Source organism: Rhizobium sp. BT03, from assembly GCF_030053155.1.
Taxonomy (GTDB): Bacteria; Pseudomonadota; Alphaproteobacteria; order Rhizobiales; family Rhizobiaceae; genus Rhizobium.
Genome location: NZ_CP125644.1, coordinates 75,848 through 98,521, shown reverse-complemented (window position 1 = coordinate 98,521; position 22,674 = coordinate 75,848). Strand labels below are relative to the sequence as shown.

19 protein-coding genes are annotated in these 22,674 nt (G+C 63.7%); 9 read left to right on the top strand and 10 right to left on the bottom strand.

From position 1 onward, the window contains the following. Positions 1-11: 11 nt before the first annotated feature. The 4 genes from QMO80_RS29980 to QMO80_RS29965 are packed head-to-tail and all read left to right on the top strand — an operon-like array spanning position 12 to position 5,149. Positions 12-1,880: a glycosyl hydrolase gene (locus tag QMO80_RS29980; protein WP_283201478.1), complete on the top strand. Its 1,869-nt coding sequence runs from the start codon at positions 12-14 to the stop codon at positions 1,878-1,880. Positions 1,881-1,891: 11 nt separating this feature from the next. Next, positions 1,892-2,710 carry a sugar phosphate isomerase/epimerase gene (locus tag QMO80_RS29975; RefSeq protein ID WP_283201477.1) on the top strand — a complete coding sequence of 273 codons (819 nt, stop codon included), beginning with the start codon at positions 1,892-1,894 and terminating at the stop codon, positions 2,708-2,710. 4 nt (positions 2,711-2,714) lie between these two features. Beyond that, a complete protein-coding gene (locus tag QMO80_RS29970; RefSeq protein ID WP_283201476.1) occupies positions 2,715-3,731 on the top strand; it encodes a hydroxyacid dehydrogenase in 1,017 nt (338 codons plus the stop codon). Beyond that, complete coding sequence (locus QMO80_RS29965) at positions 3,728-5,149, top strand: mandelate racemase (protein ID WP_283201475.1); 1,422 nt, start codon at positions 3,728-3,730, stop codon at positions 5,147-5,149. The genes QMO80_RS29970 and QMO80_RS29965 overlap by 4 nt, the downstream gene beginning before the upstream one ends. A gap of 286 nt (positions 5,150-5,435) precedes the next feature. Here the strand turns inward: QMO80_RS29965 and QMO80_RS29960 are convergent, their stop codons facing one another. Next, positions 5,436-8,588: an efflux RND transporter permease subunit gene (locus tag QMO80_RS29960; protein ID WP_283201474.1), complete on the bottom strand. Its 3,153-nt coding sequence runs from the start codon at positions 8,586-8,588 to the stop codon at positions 5,436-5,438. After that, a complete protein-coding gene (locus QMO80_RS29955; protein ID WP_283201473.1) occupies positions 8,588-9,688 on the bottom strand; it encodes an efflux RND transporter periplasmic adaptor subunit in 1,101 nt (366 codons plus the stop codon). Before QMO80_RS29955 ends, QMO80_RS29960 begins: the two co-directional genes overlap by 1 nt. A gap of 316 nt (positions 9,689-10,004) precedes the next feature. Here QMO80_RS29955 and QMO80_RS29950 point away from each other — a divergent pair, with 316 nt between their 5' ends. From QMO80_RS29950 to QMO80_RS29940, 3 genes are all read left to right on the top strand, one after another. Then, positions 10,005-10,691 (top strand): response regulator, encoded by a 687-nt coding sequence (locus tag QMO80_RS29950; protein ID WP_283201472.1) that lies wholly within the window; start codon positions 10,005-10,007, stop codon positions 10,689-10,691. A 2-nt stretch (positions 10,692-10,693) separates the two neighbouring features. Continuing rightward, the gene (locus QMO80_RS29945) at positions 10,694-11,983 is read left to right on the top strand and encodes an ATP-binding protein (protein WP_283201471.1); all 1,290 of its coding nucleotides are present in this window, start codon (positions 10,694-10,696) and stop codon (positions 11,981-11,983) included. 116 nt (positions 11,984-12,099) lie between these two features. Beyond that, entirely contained in the window at positions 12,100-13,551 is a 1,452-nt protein-coding gene (locus QMO80_RS29940; RefSeq protein WP_283201470.1) for an efflux transporter outer membrane subunit, read from the top strand. An 18-nt stretch (positions 13,552-13,569) separates the two neighbouring features. Here the strand turns inward: QMO80_RS29940 and QMO80_RS29935 are convergent, their stop codons facing one another. Genes QMO80_RS29935 through QMO80_RS29915 form a run of 5 tightly spaced genes read right to left on the bottom strand, consistent with a single transcriptional unit; the run spans position 13,570 to position 19,481 of the window. Beyond that, positions 13,570-14,406 (bottom strand): CoA ester lyase, encoded by an 837-nt coding sequence (locus tag QMO80_RS29935; RefSeq protein ID WP_283201469.1) that lies wholly within the window; start codon positions 14,404-14,406, stop codon positions 13,570-13,572. Further along, the gene (locus QMO80_RS29930; protein ID WP_283201468.1) at positions 14,403-14,855 is read right to left on the bottom strand and encodes a MaoC family dehydratase; all 453 of its coding nucleotides are present in this window, start codon (positions 14,853-14,855) and stop codon (positions 14,403-14,405) included. The genes QMO80_RS29935 and QMO80_RS29930 overlap by 4 nt, the downstream gene beginning before the upstream one ends. Beyond that, positions 14,855-16,720 carry an acetyl/propionyl/methylcrotonyl-CoA carboxylase subunit alpha gene (locus tag QMO80_RS29925; RefSeq protein WP_283201467.1) on the bottom strand — a complete coding sequence of 622 codons (1,866 nt, stop codon included), beginning with the start codon at positions 16,718-16,720 and terminating at the stop codon, positions 14,855-14,857. The genes QMO80_RS29930 and QMO80_RS29925 overlap by 1 nt, the downstream gene beginning before the upstream one ends. A gap of 8 nt (positions 16,721-16,728) precedes the next feature. Then, the gene (locus QMO80_RS29920) at positions 16,729-18,339 is read right to left on the bottom strand and encodes a carboxyl transferase domain-containing protein (protein ID WP_283201466.1); all 1,611 of its coding nucleotides are present in this window, start codon (positions 18,337-18,339) and stop codon (positions 16,729-16,731) included. Continuing rightward, positions 18,336-19,481: an isovaleryl-CoA dehydrogenase gene (locus QMO80_RS29915; RefSeq protein ID WP_283201465.1), complete on the bottom strand. Its 1,146-nt coding sequence runs from the start codon at positions 19,479-19,481 to the stop codon at positions 18,336-18,338. The genes QMO80_RS29920 and QMO80_RS29915 overlap by 4 nt, the downstream gene beginning before the upstream one ends. A 145-nt stretch (positions 19,482-19,626) precedes the next feature. On the opposite strand from QMO80_RS29915, the gene QMO80_RS29910 reads away from it, so the two are divergent. Next, on the top strand, positions 19,627-19,887 hold the full coding sequence (locus tag QMO80_RS29910; protein WP_283201464.1) for a type II toxin-antitoxin system Phd/YefM family antitoxin: 261 nt from the start codon (positions 19,627-19,629) through the stop codon (positions 19,885-19,887). 69 nt (positions 19,888-19,956) lie between these two features. Here the strand turns inward: QMO80_RS29910 and QMO80_RS29905 are convergent, their stop codons facing one another. The 3 genes from QMO80_RS29905 to QMO80_RS29895 all read right to left on the bottom strand — a co-directional run bounded on the left by QMO80_RS29905 (position 19,957) and on the right by QMO80_RS29895 (position 21,761). Continuing rightward, a complete protein-coding gene (locus tag QMO80_RS29905) occupies positions 19,957-20,253 on the bottom strand; it encodes a type II toxin-antitoxin system RelE/ParE family toxin (protein WP_283201463.1) in 297 nt (98 codons plus the stop codon). Next, positions 20,250-20,537, bottom strand: a complete 288-nt coding sequence (locus QMO80_RS29900) for a type II toxin-antitoxin system ParD family antitoxin (protein ID WP_283201462.1) — start codon at positions 20,535-20,537, stop codon at positions 20,250-20,252. The genes QMO80_RS29905 and QMO80_RS29900 overlap by 4 nt, the downstream gene beginning before the upstream one ends. 198 nt (positions 20,538-20,735) lie before the next feature. Beyond that, a complete protein-coding gene (locus QMO80_RS29895; protein ID WP_283201461.1) occupies positions 20,736-21,761 on the bottom strand; it encodes an AraC family transcriptional regulator in 1,026 nt (341 codons plus the stop codon). A 135-nt stretch (positions 21,762-21,896) separates the two neighbouring features. Between QMO80_RS29895 and QMO80_RS29890 the strand changes: the two genes are divergently transcribed. Then, a complete protein-coding gene (locus QMO80_RS29890) occupies positions 21,897-22,664 on the top strand; it encodes a 3-hydroxyacyl-CoA dehydrogenase (protein ID WP_283201460.1) in 768 nt (255 codons plus the stop codon). The last annotated feature ends 10 nt before the right edge of the window (positions 22,665-22,674 follow it).

Genomic DNA, 22,674 nt, shown 5'->3' with positions numbered 1-22,674 from the left:
GAGACGATCCCATGCGTGAACGGACGCGAATAAATGTCGATGCCAACCAAACAGTGCGCCCCTTCGACCGGTTCTGGCGCGGCACCGGCTTTTCGCCTGCCGAGCTGCTGCTCGAACCCGAGATGCGCCAGATGCTCGCCTATATCGGCGGCCTGCCGAACGAGGGCATCCGTTATTTGCGCGTCCACTACCTCTACAATCTGCTGCGCGCCACCGGCGGCGCGGGCGGCTACGACTGGTCGCTGCTCGACCGCGCCCTCGATGTGGTGATCGAACACCGCCTGAAGCCGTTCTTCGAGCTGATGGGCAACCCGTCTGATCTCTTCACCGATTACGAGGACATGGACCAGGTCAGGCGCTGGCGGGATCTCGTGACGGCGACGGCAGACCGCTACGGCGCGCGCTATGGCATGGACGAGTTGCGGACATGGTACTTCGAAACGACGAACGAGGCCGACTCCGGCTGGTGGACCTATGGCATCAAGGGCTACACCAATTATTACGACGCCTGCGTCGCCGGCCTCGACGCCGTCGACCCCGGCCTGCCGATGGGCGGGCCCGGCACCGCCCGCACGCTCTCGCCGATCTTTCGCGCCCTTATGGCCCATTGCGACAGCGGTACGAGCTGCCTGAGTGGGGACGGCCCGCCGCGCATCGACTATATTTCCATCCACGAAAAGGGCGTCAACGGCAGCAAGGACGATCTGACGCCGAAGACGAATGCCATCGTCGACCGCACGCTGCTCGTCGTCGATTATCTCAAGGAGCACCATCCGCGGCTTGCCGGCCTGCCGATCGTCAATGATGAATGCGATCCGCAGCTTGGCTGGAGCGATCATCACAGCTGGCACGGCAAGGCCTATTATGCCGGCATCATCGCCCGCATCATCGAGCAGCACGACAGGCGCATCATCGCGCCGAAAGCGGCGAATTTCACCTTCCTCAGCAATGACCACGCTTTTATCGGCGGCTGGAGCCAGCGCACGATCTTCGCCTATTTCGGCCCGCGCAATTTCACCAAGGCGCAGTGGGAGCACAAGACCGATCTGGACAGGCTGATGACCGACATCGACAGCGCGCCGCCCTTCGACATCATCAAGAAGCCGGGCCTCACATCGATGGAGCTGCTGGCAACGCTCGGCGATACCATCTGCAAGGTGACGGCCGAGCCGCCGCTCTCGCCCGATCAGGATGGCCTGGCGATCCTGCCGACACGGCTGCCGGGCGGCGGTGTTTCGATCAGCCTCATCCACAGCGTCGATGCTATCAACCGCTCGGGCCGGACCGCCGTTCGCCTCGAAGTCGGCGGGCTCGCTCCCGGCCGTCACGCGCTTTGCCTGCTGCGCATCGACGAGGAATTCACCAATCCGATGGAGGTCTGGGAAGGCCAGCGCGACGAAAGCAATCCGCGCGGACCCTTCGAGCCGGTCGGCGCGCCGCCGGTGCCTGATGAAGCGCAGTTTGCCGAATTGCGGCGCGCCCAGGAGCCTGCCCTGCTGCATCCGATCAGCGTCGTCGAATGCGACGAGGGCCGGATCAGTATCGATCTCGATGTGCCCTTGCCGTCGCTGACGCAGGTGCTTGTCGTTCCCGATCTCGGTGCGCCGCCGGCAGCACCCACCGGTCTCGTCGTCGAGCGGTACCGCGGTCTCGGCGGCCGGGAGGAGCGCATGCTGTTCTGGGCGGCCGGCGATGCCAGCCCCGCCATCTTCTACGATGTCCTCACCAGCACCGACGGCAAGACCTTTGAAAAGGTCAGTCCGGTGCCACTGATCTCGACAGCATTCCTGCACATGTCACCGCCGGCGGGTGCGCAATACGCGGTGCGCGCCCGGGATGCGTTCGGCCGCCGCAGCGAGCTTTGTGCCACTCGTCGATGAGCAATGAAACGATGGATATCGCTTATTTCACGAAGACCCTGGAAGGCCTGCCGCTGGAGAAGGCGGCAGAGATTACCGCCGGTTTGGGCTTCGACTGTGCCGATCTTCTCATCCGCGACGGCCGCGCCGTTTGCCCCGACAAGCCACAAGAGATCGTCAGGGCGGTCAAGCTCTTTGCCGCGGCCGGCCTACGCACGCCCATGGCGACCATCGACGCCATCCGGCCGGACGATGCCGCATCGCGGCTTCTCGGTTGCTGCAGCGAGGCCGGCATCGGCCAGGTCCGGCTCGGCTTCTGGCGTTATGACCCGTCCCGGCGCTGGAAGGTGCAGGTCGATGAGGCGCGGCGTGACCTCGACGGTTTCGAGCGCCTCGCCGAACGCTTCGCCGTCAAGCTGACGATCCAGCTTCACGGCGGAACCCTGCACAGCTCCGGCGCGCTGGCAGCGCAACTGCTGGCCGGGCGCGATCCGATGAGGATCGGCGCCTATCCCGACCCGGCCAATCAGCTCATTCGCGAGGGCAGCGAAGACTGGCGTCTGACCCTCGATCTTCTCGATCCCTGGTTCTGCTGCATGGGTGTCAAGAATTGCGGTTGGTTTCCCGGCGCTTACGCCGCCCAAGGTCAGCGCGCCTGGCATTCGGACTGGTACGCGCTCGACGAGGGCATGGTGCCCTGGAACGACATCGTCCCGCATCTGGTTGCCACCGGCTTTGCCGGCGTGCTCTCGATGCATTCCCAATACCGCCTTCCCCGGGATCAGGCGCTCGCCAAGGCCCGCGCCGATCTTACCCATCTCAGGCGCCTCGTCACCGCAGCGAAAGAGTAGAACCATGAGCAGACAAGCCCCCGTCATCGCCGTCCTTTTGACCGAAAAGACCCGCCGCATGATGCTCGACGATGCGGCGACCGCTGAGTTGAATGCGCTCGGCGACGTGCGCTGGCCGGCCGGCGCCACGATCGATGCCGCCGATGCCGACCGGCTGCTGCAGGGCGCCACGGCCTGCCTGACCGGATGGGGCACGCCGCCCTTCGATGCCGCCGCGCGCCAGCGCCATCCGCAGTTTGCCCTCGTCGCCCATTCGGCCGGCAGCGTCCGTACGCTCGTTCCCGCCCGTCTGTTCGACGACGGCCTTCGTGTCAGCCATGCCGCCTCGAAAATCGCCGCCTCGGTTGCCGAGTTCGTCGTCGCCGAAGCTCTGCTCGCCATGCGCGGCATTCACCGGCTGCATCATGCATTGCGTGGCGGCGGCGAATGGCTCGATGTTCGCGCCGCCGTGCCGCAAAAATTGCTCGGTGCCAGAACGGTCGCCATCATCGGCGCCGGCTATGTCGGCCGGGCGGTCATGCGCCTGCTCGTGCCATTCGGCTGCCGCGTGTTGGTCGTCGATCCCTATCTCAATGACAGCGAGGCAGCGGCACTCGGCGTCGTCAGAACGGGACTGGACGATGCGCTGGCGCAAAGCGATGTGATTTCCCTGCATGCGCCCGTCCTGCCCGAAACGCGCCGCATGATCGGCGCCCGCGAGCTGGCGCTGTTGCGCTCGGGCGCATTGTTCATCAACACCGCGCGGGCCGAGCTGGTCGACGAAGCCTCATTGCTTGCCGAGCTCCGCTCCGGCCGTATCGAGGCGGCTCTCGATGTCTTCGACAAAGAACCGCTGCCTCAGGACAGCCCCTTCCGCGACGCGGCACTTGCCAATGTCACCATTTCGCCGCATGCCGCCGGCCACACCGAGGAGGTGCATTTCGCCCAAGGGCAGGCCATGGTGAACGAGATCGGCCGGCTGTTGCGCGAAGAACCGCTCCAACACGAAGTGTCGCGCGCCATGCTGGAGCGGATGGCATGAGCATGGGCAGAAGCATCGGAGGTTCCGTGACGGCGCCGCGTATCAGAATTGTCGAGATCGACGCTTTCGAGCGCGAGATGAATCTGCGTCTGCCATTCCGCTTCGGCGTGGCAACTCTCGAAAAGGCGCCGCAGGCCTTCCTCAGAGTGCGCATCGAGGACGAGGAGGGGAAAACCGCTATCGGTGCTGCCGCCGAAATGATGGTGCCGAAATGGTTCGACAAAAATCCGGCCCTGACGCCGGCGCAGAATGTCGATCAATTGCGCGGCTCGATCCGAGCCGCGGCCGCCGCGTTGCTCGAGGAGTCCGCGCCGACGACATTGTTTGCCGCCGCGCGCCTGAACGAGATGGAAACCGCCCGCCGCCTGCCCGGAAATCCGTTGGCCGCCGGTTTCGGCCCTTCGCTGATCGCCCGTGCCGCGCTGGATGCCTATTGCCGTCTCGCCGGAATTTCCTTCTTCGATGCGGTGCGTGGCAACCTCGTCGGCATCGGCGGCCAGATGTTGCCTGGCGATATCAATGCGGATGCTGCTTCAGCTGTGCTCGCCGGCCTTCGCCCTGCTGACTCGATTGCAGCCCGGCATACGATCGGGCTTCTCGACCCGATCACCGAGGGCGATATCGTCGATCCGCTCAGTGACGGCCTGCCGGAAAGCCTCGAGGCAGTGATCGCGCGCTATGGCAATCGCTGGTTCAAGATCAAACTCTCGGGCGCGGCCGATGCCGATCTCGACCGGCTGGCGCGGATCGCCGCGGTGCTGGACCGCCTGCCCGACTACCGGGTGACGGTTGATGGCAACGAACAATTCGCCGCCGCCGAACAGCTTGCGGACCTGCTGGCGCAGATCGCGGCGATGCCGCGGCTGGCGCGGCTACGCGCGGCCATTGCCTTCGTCGAACAGCCGTTCTCTCGCGCGATCACCATGCAGACGCCGCTCGGGGATCTGGCGGCGCAATTGCCCTTCCTGATCGATGAGAGCGACGATGGCGACGAGGCTTTCGCCGACGCTCGCGAGCTCGGCTATACCGGCGTCTCCTCGAAAACCTGCAAGGGCATTTACCGCTCGCTCCTCAAGGCGATCCGCATCAGAACGGGAGGTATGCCGGGGTTGTTTCTCTCCGGCGAGGATCTGACCTGCCAGGCCGGGCTTGCCGTGCAGCAGGATCTGGCGCTGGTCTCGCTTCTCGGCCTCTCCCATGTCGAGCGCAACGGTCATCACTATGTGGCCGGCATGCAGGGCGCGCCGCAGGGGGAGAAAGCGCGTTTTGCCGCCGCCCATCCCGATCTCTACGAGCAGGGGCGGGACGGGCCGCTCCTGTCGATCCGCAACGGCCGGATCGCCATCGCTTCGCTCGGGGCCGTCGGCTACGCGAGCGGGGCTTTGCCCGATTTCGGATCGATGAAGCCATTGTCGTGAGACCTGGCAACATTCCGCATAGAGATAGCAGTGTTGCTCGGTTGAACTGTTCGATCTGATCACCGAGGCATGGCGTCGATCACCCCGTTCCACCAATGGAAATGTCTTCCGGCAGAGTATCAGGCTCTTTCCGAACCATTTCTGTACCTCCTGATTAGGGTGCGGGACGCGCAGGCGGCTTGAGGCCGCCTGCGGGGGAACACGTCCCGCGGTCTTGTTCCCGTGGGGGAGGGAGCGCGACCGAAGAGGTTGCCGTCACCGGCTGCTGGCGGGAGGGCAGCAAAGATCATCTCTGACCGTGCCCCCGCCGTGATTGCTCGGGGTGGAAGGCGATCGCCGCGTGATCGTTGGACGCATGCGGCTTGTCACCAGCGGTTTCCTCAGCCAGCCCGATCCGGCGCAGCAACCCTATGAGGAGTTGTTCGAGATCGTCGACGAAGGTGAAGATGACGGGGATGACGATGAGGCTCAGCAGCGTCGACATCACCACGCCGCCGATCACGACGATCGCCATCGGCTGGCGGAAGCTCGAATCGCCGCCCATCAGGCTGAGCGCGGCCGGCAGCATGCCTGAGGCCATGGCGATGGTGGTCATGACGATCGGCCGTGCGCGCTTGTGGCAGGCATCCACCAGGGCGTCGAACCTGGCCATGCCCCGCTGGCGCGACATGATCGCATATTCGATGAGCAGGATGGAGTTCTTCGTCACCACGCCCATCAGCATGAGCAGGCCGATGACAACAGGCATGGAGAAGCTCGTTCCCGTCAGCACGAGCGGCACCAGCGCGCCGCCGAGCGAGAGCGGCAGAGCCATCAGAAGGGTCAGCGGCTGCAGGAAATCGTGGAAGAGCACGACGAGAACCGCGTAGATGCAGAAGACGCCGATCGCCATTGCCAGCGCAAAGCTCTGAAACAGTTCCGAACTGCGCTGAAGTTCGCCCTGGTTGACCAGGGTGACGCCCGACGGCAGATGCCGGAGCGCCGGCAGCGCCTGCGCCTCCCGGTTGACGTCGCCCAGAATGCGGCCGTTGAGTTCGACGGACAGGGTGACGTTGCGCATCCGGTCGATGCGGTCGATCTCCGACGGGCTGCCGCCGATCCTGACATCGGCGATCGATCCGAGATCGACGTTGCCGTTCGTTCCCGCCACCCGCATGTTCTTGATGTCATCAAGATTGGTGCGCGCCTCGGGCGAAAAGCGGACGACGATGGGAATCTGCCGCTGCGGCAGGTTGAGCTTCGGCAGATCGGAGGAATATTCCCCGTTCGTCGCCACGCGCACGGCCTCGGCAATGGCGCTCGACGTGACCCCGAGCGCGGCGCTGCGCGCAAAGTCGGGTGTGATCTGGATCTCGGGCGCCTGCCGGGCCGCGGTCGACGTCACCGCTCCGATACCCTGCAGCGAGCGGAGCTGTTCTTCGAGCGCCGTGCTTGCGCTGTCGAGCACGTTCGCATCGTCGCTTGCGAGTGTGATCTCGAGCTTCGTGCCGTTGCCGCCGCTACCGACCTCCACGCGAACGCCGGGGAGGACGGAGAGCGCCTGCCGGATGTCGTTTTCGATTTCCGATTGCTTGCGGTCGCGCTCGTCGATGGGCGGCAGCACAGCCACGATCGTCGCCGATCCGACATCGCTCGTGGTGCTGGCGTCGGGGCCGCCGCCCGAGGAGGTCGAACCGATGGCTGAGAAGACATGCGTGACGTCGGGAAGCTTGCCGATAATATCGGCGGCCTTCCTGGCCGTGGCATCCGTCTGCTCGATGGTGGCGCCCGGCTGCATGGTGAGCGTGACCTGGGTCCGCGCATCGTCGGAAGCGGGCAGGAAGCCCGATTTCAACAGGGGGATGGTCGAAAGCGAGAGTGCCACGACGACGGCGGTGACGGCCACGGTCGTCTTCCTGCGGTTCATGGCGGTCTTCACGATTGATATATAGGCACGCATGATCCGGCCATCCTTCTCCTCGGTCGGATGGGCTTTCATGAAATAGGCGGCCATCATCGGCGTCAGCAGGCGCGCGACCACGAGCGAGGCAAGCACGGCGACGGCGGCGGTGATGCCGAACTGGCGGAAAATAAGGCCCGGTATGCCGCTCATGAACGCCGTCGGCAGGAAGACCGAGACCAGGGTGAAAGTGGTCGCGATGACGGCAAGTCCGATCTCGTTGGCCGCTTCGAGAGCGGCGTCGAGCGGCCGCTTGCCCATCTGCAGGTGGCGGGCAATGTTCTCGAGCTCGACGATGGCATCGTCGACGAGGATGCCGACCACCAGCGACAGTGCAAGCAGCGTGACGATGTTCAGGCTGAAGCCGGCGAAATACATCACAAGGAAGGTCGGTATGACTGACAGAGGCAGCGCCACGGCCGACAGGATCGTCGCCCGCCAGTCCCGGAGGAAAAGCCAGACGACGATGATCGCCAGGATCGCGCCTTCGTAGAGCATATGCATCGAACCATCGTAATTGCCGATGATCGGTCCGATCGTGCTGTAAGCCTCGTCGATCTGAGCGTTGGAGTGCTTGGCTGCGAAGGCCTTGACCGCCTGGTCGACGGCGGCGGCAACACCACTGTCGGAAAAGCCGTTCGAGCGCTTGATCTCGACCGCGATCACCGGCTTGCCGTCGAGATAGGCCATAGAAGAGCGTTCGGCGAAGCTGTCGGTGATGGATGCGACGTCGTCGAGGCGAACCTGCTGGCCGTTTGCCAGGGGGATTTTCAGCCCCTTCAGCGCCTCGACCGAGGGCAGGGCGCCAAGCGTGCGCAAGGTCTGGCGGGTACCGCCGATTTCGCCGAGGCCGCCTGACGTATCCGTTTGCACCGCCTTCAGCTGCGACGACACGATGGCCGCGGTGACGCCCAGCGACGCCATCGTCGCGGGATCGAGATCCACATGAACCTCGCGGTCGATCCCGCCGATGCGGTTGACCTGCCCGACGCCGGGCACCGATAGCAGCGCCTTGGTCAGGTCATTGTCGGCAAACCAGGAAAGTTCCGTCTCGTTGAGAGCGGTCGAGCGGACGGCATAGGTGACCAGCGGGGAACTCTGTACGGTGACCTTGCTGACGCTCGGGGTTTCCATCTGCGCCGGCAGATCGCCCTTGACGCTGTCGACGGCATTGCGGACTTCGTTCAGGGCCGTTTCGCTGTCTTTTTCCAGCTTGAAGGACACCTTGATCGAGACTGAGCCGTCCGTGATCGTCGTGGTGATATGGTCGAGATAGCTGAGTGCTGCAAGACTATCCTCGATCTTGCGGGCGACCTCGGTTTCGAGCTGTGCCGGTGCAGCGCCCTCAAGCGTAGCGGTGACGTTGATCGTCGGAAGGTCCATATCGGGGAAGTTCTGGATCGGCAGTTGCTTGAAGGCCAGGAGGCCGCCGACGGTCAGCATCACAAACAGCAATATCGCCGGTACGGGATTGCGGATCGACCAGGCTGAGAAGTTCATCAGTTTTTCTCCGCAATCTTCACGAGGTCGTTGTCCGACAGGAATGCGCCGCCCGAGGTCACCACCTTCGACGACCGGTCGATGCCGGAGACGATTTCCACCTCGCCATTGTTGCGGCGGCCCGTTTCCACCCTGACCCTTTGCACCCGATGATCGTCGCCTGAAGTGAAGAGGTAGCTAATGCCGTCCCGGAACACGATCGCCGTCTCGGGAACAGTCAGCGCCGGAGAGGTCTGCAGTTCGATGTTGCCGGTGACGTAAAGACCGGTGCGCGGACGCACGTCCGCGGGAAGCGCGACATAGACGATCGCCCGGCTGGTATCGGTGCTGACCGAAGGCCCGACAAGCCTCACCTTGCCGTCGATGACCTGGCCGTCCGGCCCGTCGATCCTCACGCTCAAGCCTTCAGAAATACGCCGGAGATAGCGCGCCGAAATCTCGGCCTGCCATTCGACACGCTGCTGGCGGACCATGCGGAACAGCTCGGTGCCGGCGGAGACGACGGCACCGAGATCGGCGGAACGGGAGGTTATGAGGCCGTCGTCGACGGCCGTGATCGTGGTCTGCGCGAGCTTGATCTTTTCGCTGTCGAGTGCGGCCTCTTCGGATGCAAGGCTTGCCGTCGCCGTCTGCTCGTCGGCCAGGTATTCGACGATCTTTTCGTCAGAGAGCGCGCCGGAAGGACGCAACTGCCGTGCCCGGTCGGCATTGGCCTTGGCCTTCGTAACGCTTGCCTTGGCGTTCTCGACAGCCGCCTCCTGCTTGCGGAGATCGGCGAGTACGCTTTCCTGGGAAAGCCGAACGAGCGTCTGTCCCTTCGTGACCACGGATCCGACATCGACCAGGACATCGGTGATGCGCAGGCCGCTTGTTTCGGAGGCGATGACGGCTTCCTGCCAAGGCTTCAGCCAGCCGCTCGCGGGAACGGTCTCCGGCCAGTTCCGCTGTGCCGGCGCCGTCAGAGAGACTGTCAGAGCGGTTGCAGCGGCCTGTTCCGCCATGGCAAAATTGGCGGGGGAAACTAGCGCTGCCGCAACAAGCGCAGCGGCAAGTATTCTGGATGGTTTTCTCAACAAAGCATTCCTTGTGGTCAAAGGCATCGGTGGCCTTTGCGATCCGCGCGAACGCGACGAAGGACTGCCGCTCATGTCGAGGCGGCCGGTCCTGGCGCGTCCATGTCATGGCAGGATAAGTAACGGGGCGAACGTTAAGCGCGGTCAAGTTAGTGTTAAGTTAGGTAAAACTTGGTCGCCCGCACGCTTTCGTGCTGTATGGCTCGCCGGGATTCGAGCATGATGCCGAAAAGTGTGAGCGGTTTTCGGACGACATCATGCTCTAACTCTTTAATGTAGAACAGGATTCAGATTTTAGGCCGGATCGGCCTAAATCATCCTGTTCTAGTGACGGATAACGCGAATGAACAAGGTTCTCCTCATCGACGACGATGCCGAGCTGACGACGCTTCTGCAGGAATACCTGGTCGAGGAAGGGTATGACGTCGCAACGGATACGGATGGCCGCGCCGCCATTGCCGCGGCTGCCGGCAATACCGTCGATATCATCGTGCTCGACATCATGATGCCGCGGATGAACGGCATCGAAGTGCTGCAGCGGATCAGGAAGCTGAGCCAGGTCCCCGTTCTGATGCTGACGGCAAGAGGCGATGACGTGGACAGGATATCGGGCCTCAATCTCGGCGCCGACGACTATGTGCCGAAACCCTGCTCCCCGGGCGAACTGGCGGCAAGGCTGCGCGCCATCCTGCGCCGTGCGGGTCAGCCGGCGGCTGGGGTATCGACGGACACGATCAGGGCAGGGCAGCTGGTGATCCACTCCGGCAGCAGAAGTGCTGAATGGCGCGGCGAGACCTTGGAGCTGACCGGCACCGAATTCAGCCTGCTCGAGGTTCTCGCCCGCAGCGCCGGCCAGCTGGTGTCGAAGCAGGAGATTTCGAAGCGGGCCTTCGGCAAGCCGCTCACGCCGTTCGACCGCCGTATCGACGTCCATATCAGCAGCGTTCGCCAGAAGCTCGGACAGCGGGAGGACGGGCAATCCTGGATCCAGTCCGTCCGCGGCCAGGGCTATCAACTTCTCGTGGACTGATCATGCCCCGGCTTTTCTGGAAATTCTTCAGGATCATCTGGCTGACGCTGGCGGCAAGCCTCGCCGTCATTATCCTTATCGTCAAACTCCTTCAGGCGGTTCCCTTCGCAAGCGAGTTGGAGCAGGAGCGGCGCACCCTCGTGTTGAACCTGACAGCAAACATTCTGGTCGCGGACGGCGAAGCCGCCGCCGCGCGTTTCGTGACGACGAGCGAGAAGACGCAGCCGCTCGGCCTCACCCTGGCGCAGCCTGCGGAGGCCGATGCCTGCACTGAGAAGAACACGATCACCACCCGGTCCGTGTCGAAGGATGGGATCTGCTATCGGTTTTCCGTGTCGGCTCCGGCCGGTTCCACCTTCGACAATCTTGGCCCATTCCTACCATGGTTCACCATCCTGGTTGCGAGCACGATCGCGGCGGGCGCGCTCGCCCGATACCTCATTCGTCCCGTCGTACATCTGCGTGACGGCCTGAGCGCGCTTGCCCATGGCCGCTTCGACTTCCGCATCGGCGATAAAATGGCCGGGCGAAAGGATGAAGTCACAGCACTTGCCTATGATTTCGATGCGAGCGCCGCCCGGCTTCAGGAACTCCAGGATGCGCAGCAGAGGCTGTTTCACGACGTCTCCCATGAATTGCGTTCGCCTTTGTCCCGCCTGCAGGCTGCCGTCGGCGTGCTCAGGCAGAGCCCGGCCAAACTCGGCGCCATGCTGGACCGGATGGACCGGGAGGTCGAACGGCTCGATACGCTGGTGGGCGAGGTCCTGACCCTTGCCAGGCTGACGGCGGGATCCGGCCGGCCGCTGAAGACTCAGACCCTCGACGTCATCGAGCTGCTGAATGAAATCCTCGGCGATGCGGCATTCGAAGCCCAGGCCCGCGAGGTTGCGATCACAACTGGTATCGACGGCATCTTCCGGGCCGAGGTCGAAGGCGAACTCATTTACAGGGCGCTCGAAAACGTCGTCCGCAACGCCGTCAAATATACGGCCGAGCATTCGCGCATATCGGTGTCTTGCGAGGTAGGGCCCGACCGGCTCACGATCCGCGTCGCGGATCAGGGGCCGGGTGTCGGGCGGGAGGAACTCGAACGCATCTTCCAGCCGTTTTCCCGCGGCAAGGACGCCGTGACGAGAGGCGGATACGGCTTGGGTCTTGCCATCACCCGGCAGGCGATCGAACGCCATGGCGGACGCGTGCATGCCTCGCTGCCGGATGCCGGCGGCCTGGCGATCACGCTGGAGCTTCCGAGGCGGCCGATGCCCTATGGTGCGGGCGGTGGAGAAACCTGATCCTGACTTCTGCAAGGACGGTGCCGGGTTTTACCTAACTTTACAGTTTCTTAACCGCCATTAACGCTGGTCTCGCTATGCCTGAACCCACGATCCCGGTTCAGAAGGCTCGCCCCGTGAGTACGTCGCTTCGCACAAGACTATCATCCCTCCGCTACGCCGCATCGCTAATTACAATTCTGCTGACAGGCTGCGTCAGCGGCCCTGATCACGTTCCCCCGCAAATGCCGCTCCCCGCCAAATTTGAAGAGGGCGGCAACAAGAGCAACGGCAATGTTGCGACGCCTGAGTGGTGGACGGCCTATCGTGACAAGCGGCTCGACGGCCTGGTGGCTCACGGCCTCAGCGAGAATCTCGACGTGCTGCAGGCGCTCGAAAGCATCAACTCGGCCTCGGCCAATGTCACCGTCGCCGGCGCCGGCGGCCTGCCGAGCCTGACTGTTGACGCATCGCACATACTATCCGGCGAGAAGGGTCGGCTTCGCACGACGGTCGGCACCACGAACACGACGGGCGGCGAGGCCAGCCTCTCCTGGCTGCTCGACTTTTTCGGCCAGTATCGCCGCTCCAGGGAGAGCGCGATCGCCTCGCTTGGGGCTGCCTATGCGACGGCCGACAATGCCAGACTCACTTTTCTCAAAGATCTCGTCGAGAGCTATATCGACGCCCGCTATTTTCAGGAGCGCATCGCGCTTTCCCGGGCGAGTTTGAAATCCCGCCAGCAGACTTACGAGCTCACGCAGCTGCAGCTGAAAGCCGGTGCGGCCTCCCGCCTCGACGTCGTGCAGGCTGAAGGCCTGGTGCAATCGACAAAGTCCGACATTCCCGGCCTGGAAAAGAGCTTCACGGAATCAGCCCATCACATCGCCACGCTGCTCGGGATGCCGGCATCCTCGCTGATGGGTGAGCTGCAGAAGAGTGCAGGGCAACCCGTCTTCCGCGGCGATCTTCGCGCCGGCATTCCGGCCGATCTCATCCGCAACCGTCCCGATATCCGCAAGGCAGAACGCGAACTGGCGGCCGCCGTCGCCGATATCGGCGCCGCCGAAGCCCAGCTCTATCCGTCGATCTCGCTTTCCGGCTCGATCTCGCCAAGCTGGGTCAAATCGTCGGGCGCCAGCGGCGCAAGCCTGACCAGTTGGTCCTTCGGCCCATCCCTCAGCCTGCCGATCTTCGATGGCGGTACGTTGCGGGCGAATGTCGAGATCGAGAAATCCGATGCCAGGACGCAGTATCTTGCCTGGAAAGCGGCGGTGCTGAACGGCGTCGAAGAGGTCGAAAACGCACTCACGGCAGTTCGCCGCGACACGCAGACGCTGGAGCCGTTGCGCAGGCAAGTACAGACGGCGCAGGAATCGCTGGCGCTTTCGACGACAAGTTATAAGGATGGCGCTTCGTCGCTGCTTGATATCCTCGACGCGCAGCGTACGGTCTCCGATGCTCAGGCAAGTCTTGCCGCCACCGTGCAGCAGGTCGCCAAGGACTATGTCGACCTTTATGTCGCCATCGGTGCCGGCTACCTCGAGCCGAAGCAAGTCGCCTCGAAGCCAACCGCAAAGTCGGGCTGATTGGCCGGAGGGTTTTGCCTATCGACCAGCATTCTCCAGAAGGCGGAGCGCGAGCTTGAGGTGCGGCAGGTCAAGCATGCGCCCGTCAAGCTGGATGACACCGGCGTCGGGCTGGCCGGCAAAGGCGGCGGCGACCTTTTCCGCCCAGGCGATCTCGGATGGATCCGGCGTGAAGGCGTGGTTGATTGTTTCCACCTGGCTCGGATGGATGGCCATCATGCCGGTGAAGCCGTCGCGCCGGGCGCGGCCGACATAGGCCCGCAGACCATTGAGATCGCGAAAATCGGGATAGACGGTATCGATCGCCGGAACGGCTGCGGCATGGGCTGCGAATAGGGTGAGCGAGCGGGCAAGCTCGTAAGGCGGCGTATAACGGCCGTCCGTCCTGCGCGCGGTCGAAGCCCCGATCGCAGCCGGCAGATCCTCGGCACCCCAGGTAAGCCCGCAGAGACTGTCCGAGACATCACGATAGCTGCCGATCTCGAAGATCGCCGATGGCGTTTCGGTCGCGATCGGCAGGATGGGAAGAGCCGATGCGAGAGCGCTTGCAAGCCTCCGCACGGAAGCGGCGCCTTCGGCCTTCGGCAGCATGAGCGCGAAAGGCTGAAGACCGCTCAGGGCGGCGAGGTCGTGTTCGAATTCCGGCGAAGCGAGAGGATTAATGCGAATCAGGAGAGCGGTCTCGCCGGCATGGCGCTGCACGAAGGTGCGCACACTGTCGCGAGCCTTTGGTTTGTTGGCAGGCGCAACCGAATCTTCCAGATCGAGAATGACGGCATCGGCGCCGGAAGCGAGGGCTTTTTCGAAACGCTCCGGCCGGTCGCCGGGCACGAAGAGCAGCGAGCGCAGCCTCATGACGGCCTCACCTTCAGCATTGCGGTGCGCAGGCACTGGCAGACGATCTCGTCGCGCTGGTTCAGGGTGATGTGACGGAAGGTGACGATGCCGGCATCGGGGCGGGAGTTCGAGCGGCGCAGCTCCGTCACTTCGGTTTCCACCCTAAGGGTATCGCCGATGAAGACCGGCTTCGGCATCGTCACCTTGTCATAGCCGAGATTGGCGACCAGTGTGCCGAGCGTGGTGTCGCCGACCGAAAGGCCGACGGTGAGCGCGAAGGTGAAGGTGCCGTTGACGACGATCCGGCCGAATTCAGTGCGGGCCGCATATTCGGCATCGAGATGCAGCGGCTGCGGATTGTGGGAGAGCGTCGTAAAGAGCAGGTTGTCGGTCTCGGTGACCGTCCGGCGGATGTCATGGGCGATGCGGTCGCCGACCGTCCATTCGTCGAAATAGCGGCCGGCCATCAGTCCTCTCCCTTGATGACGCTGACGACCAGCTGGGTTTCGGAGACCCTGACACCGGGAGAGACCTGCAGTTTGCCGACGATGCCGTCGAAGGGCGCCCGCAGCGTATGCTCCATCTTCATCGCTTCGACCGTCAGCAGACGGTCCCCCTTGGCGACCGGATCGCCTTCGGCGACGTCGACCGAAATGACGAGGCCGGGCATTGGCGACAGGATGGCGCCATCGCCCACGCCGTGATTTGCCTCGACCTCGCCTGCATGGGGCAAGCCGATCGGCCAGGCATTGCCGGCATCGAAAAGTACCGTCGCCCCGTCCATCTCGACGGCATTCGCTTCGAGGTCGCCGTGGGCCCTTCCCCAATGGAGGTGACCGTCAATGCGCACGCGCACGCGGCTGTCGCGGGGCCCGGCGATACGGAAGCCGGTCAGTGCGGACCAGGGATCGCCAACCGTGCCCTTCGAAAGTGCCGTCGCTGCCTTGTCGATGACGGTTTCATCAGGTCCGCTGGCCACAAGGCTTTCGCCGTGGCGGTCGAGGAAGCCGGTATCGATCTGCGCGGTGCGAAAATCCGGATCAGTGGCGATGCGGGCGAGAAGACCGGCATTGGATTTGACCGGCCAGACCTCGATGCCGGCACAGGCGGCGGCGAGCTTCGAAAGGGCGGTCTCACGGTTCGGCCCATGCGCAATGATCTTGGCGATCATCGGGTCGTAGAAGGCGGTGATCTCGTTGCCCTCATCGACGCCGCTGTCGACGCGGACGGCCCCCGGAAGCCTGAGATGGTCGAGCCGGCCGGTTGAGGGCAGGTAGCCGGCGGCGGGGTTTTCGGCATAGAGCCGGGCTTCGAAAGCCCAGCCGTTGATGACGATCTCGTCCTGGCTTTTCGGCAGCGGCTCGCCGCTGGCAACCTTCAACTGCCAGAGCACCAGATCCTCGCCTGTGATTGCTTCGGTGACCGGGTGTTCCACCTGCAGGCGCGTGTTCATTTCCATGAACCAGATGCGGTCGGGATCGAGGCCGGAGGAGGCATCGGCGATGAATTCGATGGTGCCGGCGCCGACGTAATTCACCGCTTTCGCGGCCTTCACTGCGGCATCGCAGATCGCAGCACGGGTGGCGGCATCGAGGCCGGGGGCGGGGGCCTCCTCGATGACCTTCTGGTGGCGGCGCTGCAGCGAACAATCGCGTTCGAAGAGATGAACGCAGTTGCCCGATTTGTCGGCGAAGACCTGGACCTCGATATGGCGCGGGTTGGCGATATAGCGTTCGATCAGCACGCGGTCGTCGCCGAAGGAGGCGGCCGCCTCACGCCGGCAGGAGGCGAGAAGTTCAGCGAAATCCTCAAGCCGGTCGACGCGGCGCATGCCCTTGCCGCCGCCGCCGGCAACAGCCTTGATCAGCACGGGGTAGCCGATCGTATCGGCCTCGGCCTCTAGCCTCGCCTCGCTCTGGTCCGGCCCGAGATAACCGGGGGTGACGGGCACGCCCGCCGCTTGCATCAATTCCTTGGCGGCATCCTTGAGCCCCATGGCGCGGATGGCGGCCGGCGGCGCGCCGACCCAGATCATGCCGGCCTTTTCCACCGCTTCGGCAAAGTCGGCATTTTCCGACAGAAATCCGTAGCCGGGATGGATGGCGGCAGCGCCTGACTTGCGGGCGGCTTCCAGGATGCGTGCCTCGGAGAGATAACTCTCTCGGGCGGGCGGAGGACCGATGGCGACTGCGTCGTCCGCTTCTTTCACGAAGGGCAGGCCGGCATCGGCTTCCGAATAGACGGCGATGGTGCGGATGCCGAGCGTCTTTGCCGTGCGGATGATGCGGCGGGCGATCTCGCCCCGGTTGGCAATGAGAAGACTTTCCATCATAGCGCGCCTCACATCCTGAACAGGCCGAAGCGCGGCCCTTTCGGGATTGGCGCATTCAGGCTGGCGGAAAAGGCAAGGCCCAGCACGTCGCGTGTCTGGCGCGGATCGATGATGCCGTCGTCCCAGAGGCGGGCGGTGGCATAATAGGGGTTGCCCTCCGCCTCGTAGCCGGCGCGGATCGGCGCCTTGAAGGCTTCTTCCGCGGCGGCCGGCCAATCCTCACCGCGCGCTTCCATCGCGTCCCGCCGGATGGTGGCGAGCACGGAGGCCGCCTGTTCTCCGCCCATGACGCTGATGCGGCTGTTCGGCCAGGTGAAGAGGAAGCGCGGGCGATAGGCGCGCCCGCACATGCCGTAATTGCCGGCGCCGAAACTGCCGCCGATGATGACAGTGACTTTCGGCACGGTAGCGGTGGCGACCGCCGTCACCAGCTTCGCCCCATCCTTGGCGATGCCGCCGGCCTCGTAGCGGCCGCCGACCATGAAGCCGGAAATGTTTTGCAGGAAGAGCAGCGGCACGCGGCGCTGGCAGGCGAGCTCGATGAAATGCGCGCCCTTCAGCGCGCTTTCGGAAAAGAGCACGCCGTTATTGGCGATGACGGCGACGGGCATGCCCCAGATGCGGGCGAAGCCGCAGATGAGCGTGGTGCCGTAGAGCGGCTTGAACTCATGCAGTTCCGAGCCGTCGACGATGCGGCCGATCACCTCGCGCACGTCATAGGGCGAGCGCACGTCCTCAGGAATGATGCCGTGAAGGTCCTCGACGTCGAGCTTCGGGGGACGCGGAGGCTGAATGTCGATATCGACCGATTTGACGCTGTTGAGGCTGGCGACGATATCGCGCACCAGCAGCAGCGCATGTTCGTCATTTTCGGCGACATGATCGACGACACCGGAGCGGCGGCCATGGGTCTCGGCGCCGCCGAGCTCTTCGGCCGAAATGATTTCGCCGGTGGCGGCTTTGACCAGCGGCGGACCGGCCAGAAAGATCGTCCCCTGATTGCGCACGATGACCGTTTCGTCGGACATGGCGGGCACATAGGCGCCGCCGGCGGTGCAGCTTCCCATCACACAGGCGATCTGTGGGATTCCTTCGGCCGACATCTGCGCCTGATTGTAGAAGATCGCGCCGAAATGGTCGCGGTCGGGAAAGACCTCGGCCTGATGCGGCAGATTGGCGCCGCCGCTGTCGACCAGATAGAGGCAAGGCAGCCGGTTCTGCAGGGCGATTTCCTGCGCCCGCAGATGTTTCTTCACCGTCAGGGGGTAATAGGCGCCGCCCTTCACCGTCGCGTCATTGGCGACGATCATCACCTCGCGGCCGGACACGCGGCCGATGCCAGTAATGATGCCGGCGCCCGGCGCCTCGTCGCCATACATGCCGTTGGCGGCCAGCGCGCCGATCTCAAGGAAAGGGCTGCCGGCATCGAGAAGCAGCTGGATGCGGTCGCGCGGCAGGAGCTTGCCCTTGGCCGTGTGGCGCTCGCGCGCCGCTTGCGATCCGCCCTCGCGGGTTTTCGCCGAGCGGGTGTGGAGCTCCTCGATCAGCGCTCCGTTCTTGATGGCATTGGCCTTGAAGCTGTCGCTCTCGCGATCGATCGCGGTCGGAATCACCGTCATGACGCAATGAGCTCCCGGCCGATCAGGTAGCGGCGGATCTCGTTGGTGCCGGCGCCGATATCGTAGAGCTTGGCATCGCGCAGGAAACGTTCGACCGGCCATTCCTTGGTATAGCCGGCGCCGCCGAGAGCCTGGATCGCTTCCAGCGAGACCTTCACGGCGTTCTCGCTGGCAAAAAGGATCGCGGCGGCCGCGTCCGTGCGCGTGGCGCGGCCGGCGTCGCAGGCGCGGGCGACGGAATAGACATAGGCGCGCGCCGAGTTCAGCGCGACATACATGTCGGCAATCTTGGCCTGCATCAGCTGGAAATCGCCGATCGGTTTGCCGAACTGCTTGCGATCGCGCACATAGGGCAGCACGACATCGAGGCAGGCTTGCATGATGCCGAGCGGGCCGGCGGCAAGCACGGCGCGCTCATAATCGAGGCCGGACATCAGGATCTTCACGCCTTCGCCTTCCCGGCCCATCAGCGCCTCGGCCGGCACCTCGCAATCTTCAAAGACCAGCTCGGCCGTATCGCTGCCGCGCATGCCGAGCTTGGAGAGCTTCTTGGAAACGCTGAAGCCGGGCATTCCCTTCTCGATGATGAGCGCGGAAATACCTTTCGCGCCGGCGGCGGGATCGGTCTTGGCATAGACGACGAGCACATCGGCATGCGGCGCATTGGTGATCCAGAACTTGGTGCCGTTCAGAATATAGCGGTCGCCCTTTTTCTCGGCCCGCAAGCGCATGGAGACGACATCGGACCCGGCGCCGGCCTCCGACATGGCAAGCGAGCCGACATGCTCGCCTGAGATCAGCTTCGGCAGGTAGCGGTGTTTCTGTTCCGGCGAGGCCCAGCGGCGGATCTGGTTGACGCAGAGATTGGAATGGGCGCCGTAGCTCAAGCCGACCGAGGCCGAGGCGCGGGAGACTTCCTCCATGGCGACGACATGTTCGAGATAACCGAGACCGGCGCCGCCGAATTCCTCCTCGACGGTAATCCCATGCAGGCCGAGCGCGCCCATTTCAGGCCAGAGCTGGCGCGGAAACGTGTTGCTTTCGTCGATCTCCGCAGCCAGCGGAGCAATATGATCGGCCGCAAACCGCGCCGTCGTTTCACGGATCGCGTCCGCGGTGTCGCCGAGCGAAAAATCAAACATGGCACTCCTCCCGCTAAAATATGTAGCGCGGGTTGCGAAAGGTTCAAAGTGTCTCTGATTTGGATGCGGGTGAGAGCCTTCTATCGAAGCTGTGCCGTTTTCTTGAAAATATGGGAAATATGGAAACAAAGCCGGAGATTATATCATGCGATATTTCACGACAGGGGATCTCAACAAGCAGGTCGGCGACGTTACCGATGCTGCAAGCCGGGAACCGATCGTTCTCACCCGGCATAACAAGTCGCGTTTCGTGCTGATGAGCTATGAACATTACGAGCGCATGCGCAGCGGCATCGATCCGCGTCGCGCCCATTACGTTTCGGAGATGCCGGACGAACATGCCGAGTTGTTCGGCGAGGCGATCGCGCGGCTGGCGAAGGGTGAAGGCTACGACAATGAGCCATGAGTTTGGCACTACCCGATCCTTGCAATGCGTGCCGGCCGAGAATTACGGGGCGGGTAATCGGCGGTTGCCCTATTCGTCCGGGAATAGCAATCGTTCATAGTCTACCGCGCCGTGGAGGACATGCAGCACTTCGACCGCGTCGGCAATCCGGTAAAAAATCAGATAGTCGCCATAGGGGCGCCGGCGGATGCCGGATTCTTCCCGGCCGGGCAGCAGGGGAAAGGAGCGGGGCATATGCCCCAGTGATTCGCACCGCTCGTAAAGCTCCCTCACGAACGTCTCGGCGCGAGCCGGATTGCCGTCCTTGATACAGCGGCCAATATGCAGCATGTTTTCCCATGCCGCATCGGTAATTCTGACCTTCATTTCCCGGCGCTTTTGTCCATCAGGTCGAGTTCCTCGCGAAGCCGTTTGAATGCCGCATCCAAGGGCATGGTGCGCCCCGCTTCAGCGTCGGCGATGCCGCGTGCCAGCGCCTCATCCAACGCCTTCAGCTTTTCGGCGCGATCGCGTTGCTGGTTATAGCGCTCGCGTACCAGGTTGCGGATGTATTCGCTGCTCGATGCGAAGGCGCCGGTGCGCACCTGGTCGCGGACGAATTGCTCCAGTTCGCCGGTGAGGCTCACGGTCATCTGGCCGGATGGTTTCATGGCTACGGTCTCCTTTGCATCCTTATAACATATAGTGAAATCTAGTGACTAACACTATTTTGCACTATTTGAGATCTGCTGCGGCAGGGCGGAACAACGCTTCAAATTTTCCTCATCAGGGCTCCTGGTCGCTTCAGCAAATCCTTCGTGACGAAGATGCCAGCATGTTCGCGAAAGCGCGAAGACAATCGGGTCGCGTCAAGCGGTTCGACTGACGTAGGTCTGATTTTCCGCTTCCTCTCGCCGGAACGCCTCCGGGCTCTTGCCCATCCATTTCCGGAAGGCGCGGAAGAAGGCGCTGGGTTCGGAATAGCCGAGCTGCACGGCGATCTCGCCGATGGTCTTCGATGTGTTCAGCAGCAGTTCGACGGCGAGGTCGCGGCGGATGTCGTCCTTGATGGCGGCATAGCTCTGCCCTTCGTCGTGCAGGCGGTGGCGGAGTGTGGAGGAGGGCATGCGCATATCGGCGGCAAGGGATGCAAAACTCGTCCAGGCAGTTGGTGTCGCCTGGGTCAAGCGCCGGCGGACGGCGGCGGCGATGCCGGCGTCGTAACGGTAGCGCACCAGAATATTGGCGGGTGCACCGCGCAGGAACTGCTTCAGCGCCTGTTCGCTGCGTGAAATTGGTAAATCCAACATGGCGCTGTCGAAGCCGAGCCGGCTGATGGCCTGCGAGAAACGCACCGGCGCGCCGAAGAACAGCCGGTAGTCGGCCCCTTGCTTGGGTTCGGCGCAGCGAAAATCGACGAGGCGGATCGGAATGCGCCGCCCGACCAGCCAGCAGATGATGCCGTGCAGGATGATCCAGTAGGTTCGATAGGCGAAGGCCGAACGCGGGCCGCCGGCATCTCTGAGCTCGACTTCGGCGAGACTGTCACGAATGACGAGCCGCCCTCTGGGATCGTCGATCACGACATCGAGGAAGCGCAGCGCCCGGCGTAGCGCATGACCGAGCGTCGGCGCGTGCAGCACGCAATGGCAAAGCAGCGTGAAGCTGCCGCTGCGCATCGGACGCGCGCCCATGCCGAAGAACTCGTCGTCGAGTTCGGCCGCAATCGCCAGCCAGAGTGCGCCGTAGGTCTCGGCTGAAACCGGATGTTCGACTTGAGATGGCAGGCCGACCTGCGCAAGGATCGGCGCCGTCGGTTTGCCGAGCCGCCGCAGGCTGTCGAGCGCTTCGTCGACGAACCCCGGCGCAATCATGCGTCGCTCGATCTCGGCCATGCCAAACCTCACTATGGCAAAACTGGCCGAAATTATGGAGCAGTTCTGTCATCGCTTGCAATAGGTGGAGCGAATAGAATCGCGGTTGCCGGTACTATCTGGAGGAGATGGGCCGGCGGCGAGGAGAAGAGATCCATGCTGATCCCAGGAGCAAGTTTCATCGTGACCGGCGGCGTCTCCGGGCTCGGCGCCGCAACCGCGCGCATGCTTATCGAGGCCGGCGGGCGCGTGACGATTGCCGATCTCAATGCGGAAGCGGGCGAGGGGATCGCTAGGGAATTTGGCAGCGATGCTCGCTTCGTCAAGGCCGACGTGACCGATGGCGAGGATGGCGCGGCGGTCGTTGCCGCGGCGGTGGATGCCTTCGGCAGTCTGCGCGGTCTGGTCAATTGTGCCGGCGTCGCGCCGGCCGAGAAGGTGATCGGCCGCGACGGACCGCATCGGCTGGAGAATTTCGCCCGCGCTATCGGCATCAATCTCATCGGCACGTTCAACATGATCCGGCTTGCGGCCGCCGCCATCCAGAATGCTGAGCCGGACGCGGAAGGCGAACGCGGCGTCATCGTCAACACGGCCTCAGTTGCCGCCTTCGACGGGCAGATCGGCCAGGCGGCCTATGCCGCCTCCAAGGGCGGGGTGGCGGCGATGACCCTGCCGATCGCCCGCGAGCTTGCCCGCTACGGCATTCGGGTCGTGTCGATTGCGCCCGGCATTTTCGAGACGCCGATGATGGCTGATATGCCGGCAGAGGTGCAGGAAGCGCTCGGCAGGAGCGTGCCCTTTCCGCCGCGGCTCGGCCGGCCGGCGGAATTTGCCGGGCTGGTGGGCCATATTTTTGAAAACAACATGCTGAACGGCGAGGTGATCCGCCTCGACGGCGCATTGCGGATGGGCGCGCGTTGAGAGCGCCCCG

What these genes read in the sequence shown, in the direction of transcription:
- QMO80_RS29960 (WP_283201474.1), bottom strand. Translation starts at nt 8,588, where the DNA reads ATGAACTTCTCAGCCTGGTCGATCCGCAATCCCGTACCGGCGATATTG.
- QMO80_RS29950 (WP_283201472.1), top strand. Translation starts at nt 10,005, where the DNA reads ATGAACAAGGTTCTCCTCATCGACGACGATGCCGAGCTGACGACGCTT.
- QMO80_RS29890 (WP_283201460.1), top strand. Translation starts at nt 21,897, where the DNA reads ATGCTGATCCCAGGAGCAAGTTTCATCGTGACCGGCGGCGTCTCCGGG.
- QMO80_RS29895 (WP_283201461.1), bottom strand. Translation starts at nt 21,761, where the DNA reads ATGGCCGAGATCGAGCGACGCATGATTGCGCCGGGGTTCGTCGACGAA.
- QMO80_RS29975 (WP_283201477.1), top strand. Translation starts at nt 1,892, where the DNA reads ATGGATATCGCTTATTTCACGAAGACCCTGGAAGGCCTGCCGCTGGAG.
- QMO80_RS29920 (WP_283201466.1), bottom strand. Translation starts at nt 18,339, where the DNA reads ATGACGGTGATTCCGACCGCGATCGATCGCGAGAGCGACAGCTTCAAG.
- QMO80_RS29970 (WP_283201476.1), top strand. Translation starts at nt 2,715, where the DNA reads ATGAGCAGACAAGCCCCCGTCATCGCCGTCCTTTTGACCGAAAAGACC.
- QMO80_RS29945 (WP_283201471.1), top strand. Translation starts at nt 10,694, where the DNA reads ATGCCCCGGCTTTTCTGGAAATTCTTCAGGATCATCTGGCTGACGCTG.
- QMO80_RS29980 (WP_283201478.1), top strand. Translation starts at nt 12, where the DNA reads ATGCGTGAACGGACGCGAATAAATGTCGATGCCAACCAAACAGTGCGC.
- QMO80_RS29925 (WP_283201467.1), bottom strand. Translation starts at nt 16,720, where the DNA reads ATGATGGAAAGTCTTCTCATTGCCAACCGGGGCGAGATCGCCCGCCGC.
- QMO80_RS29935 (WP_283201469.1), bottom strand. Translation starts at nt 14,406, where the DNA reads ATGAGGCTGCGCTCGCTGCTCTTCGTGCCCGGCGACCGGCCGGAGCGT.
- QMO80_RS29965 (WP_283201475.1), top strand. Translation starts at nt 3,728, where the DNA reads ATGAGCATGGGCAGAAGCATCGGAGGTTCCGTGACGGCGCCGCGTATC.
- QMO80_RS29900 (WP_283201462.1), bottom strand. Translation starts at nt 20,537, where the DNA reads ATGAAACCATCCGGCCAGATGACCGTGAGCCTCACCGGCGAACTGGAG.
- QMO80_RS29905 (WP_283201463.1), bottom strand. Translation starts at nt 20,253, where the DNA reads ATGAAGGTCAGAATTACCGATGCGGCATGGGAAAACATGCTGCATATT.
- QMO80_RS29955 (WP_283201473.1), bottom strand. Translation starts at nt 9,688, where the DNA reads ATGCCTTTGACCACAAGGAATGCTTTGTTGAGAAAACCATCCAGAATA.
- QMO80_RS29915 (WP_283201465.1), bottom strand. Translation starts at nt 19,481, where the DNA reads ATGTTTGATTTTTCGCTCGGCGACACCGCGGACGCGATCCGTGAAACG.
- QMO80_RS29910 (WP_283201464.1), top strand. Translation starts at nt 19,627, where the DNA reads ATGCGATATTTCACGACAGGGGATCTCAACAAGCAGGTCGGCGACGTT.
- QMO80_RS29930 (WP_283201468.1), bottom strand. Translation starts at nt 14,855, where the DNA reads ATGGCCGGCCGCTATTTCGACGAATGGACGGTCGGCGACCGCATCGCC.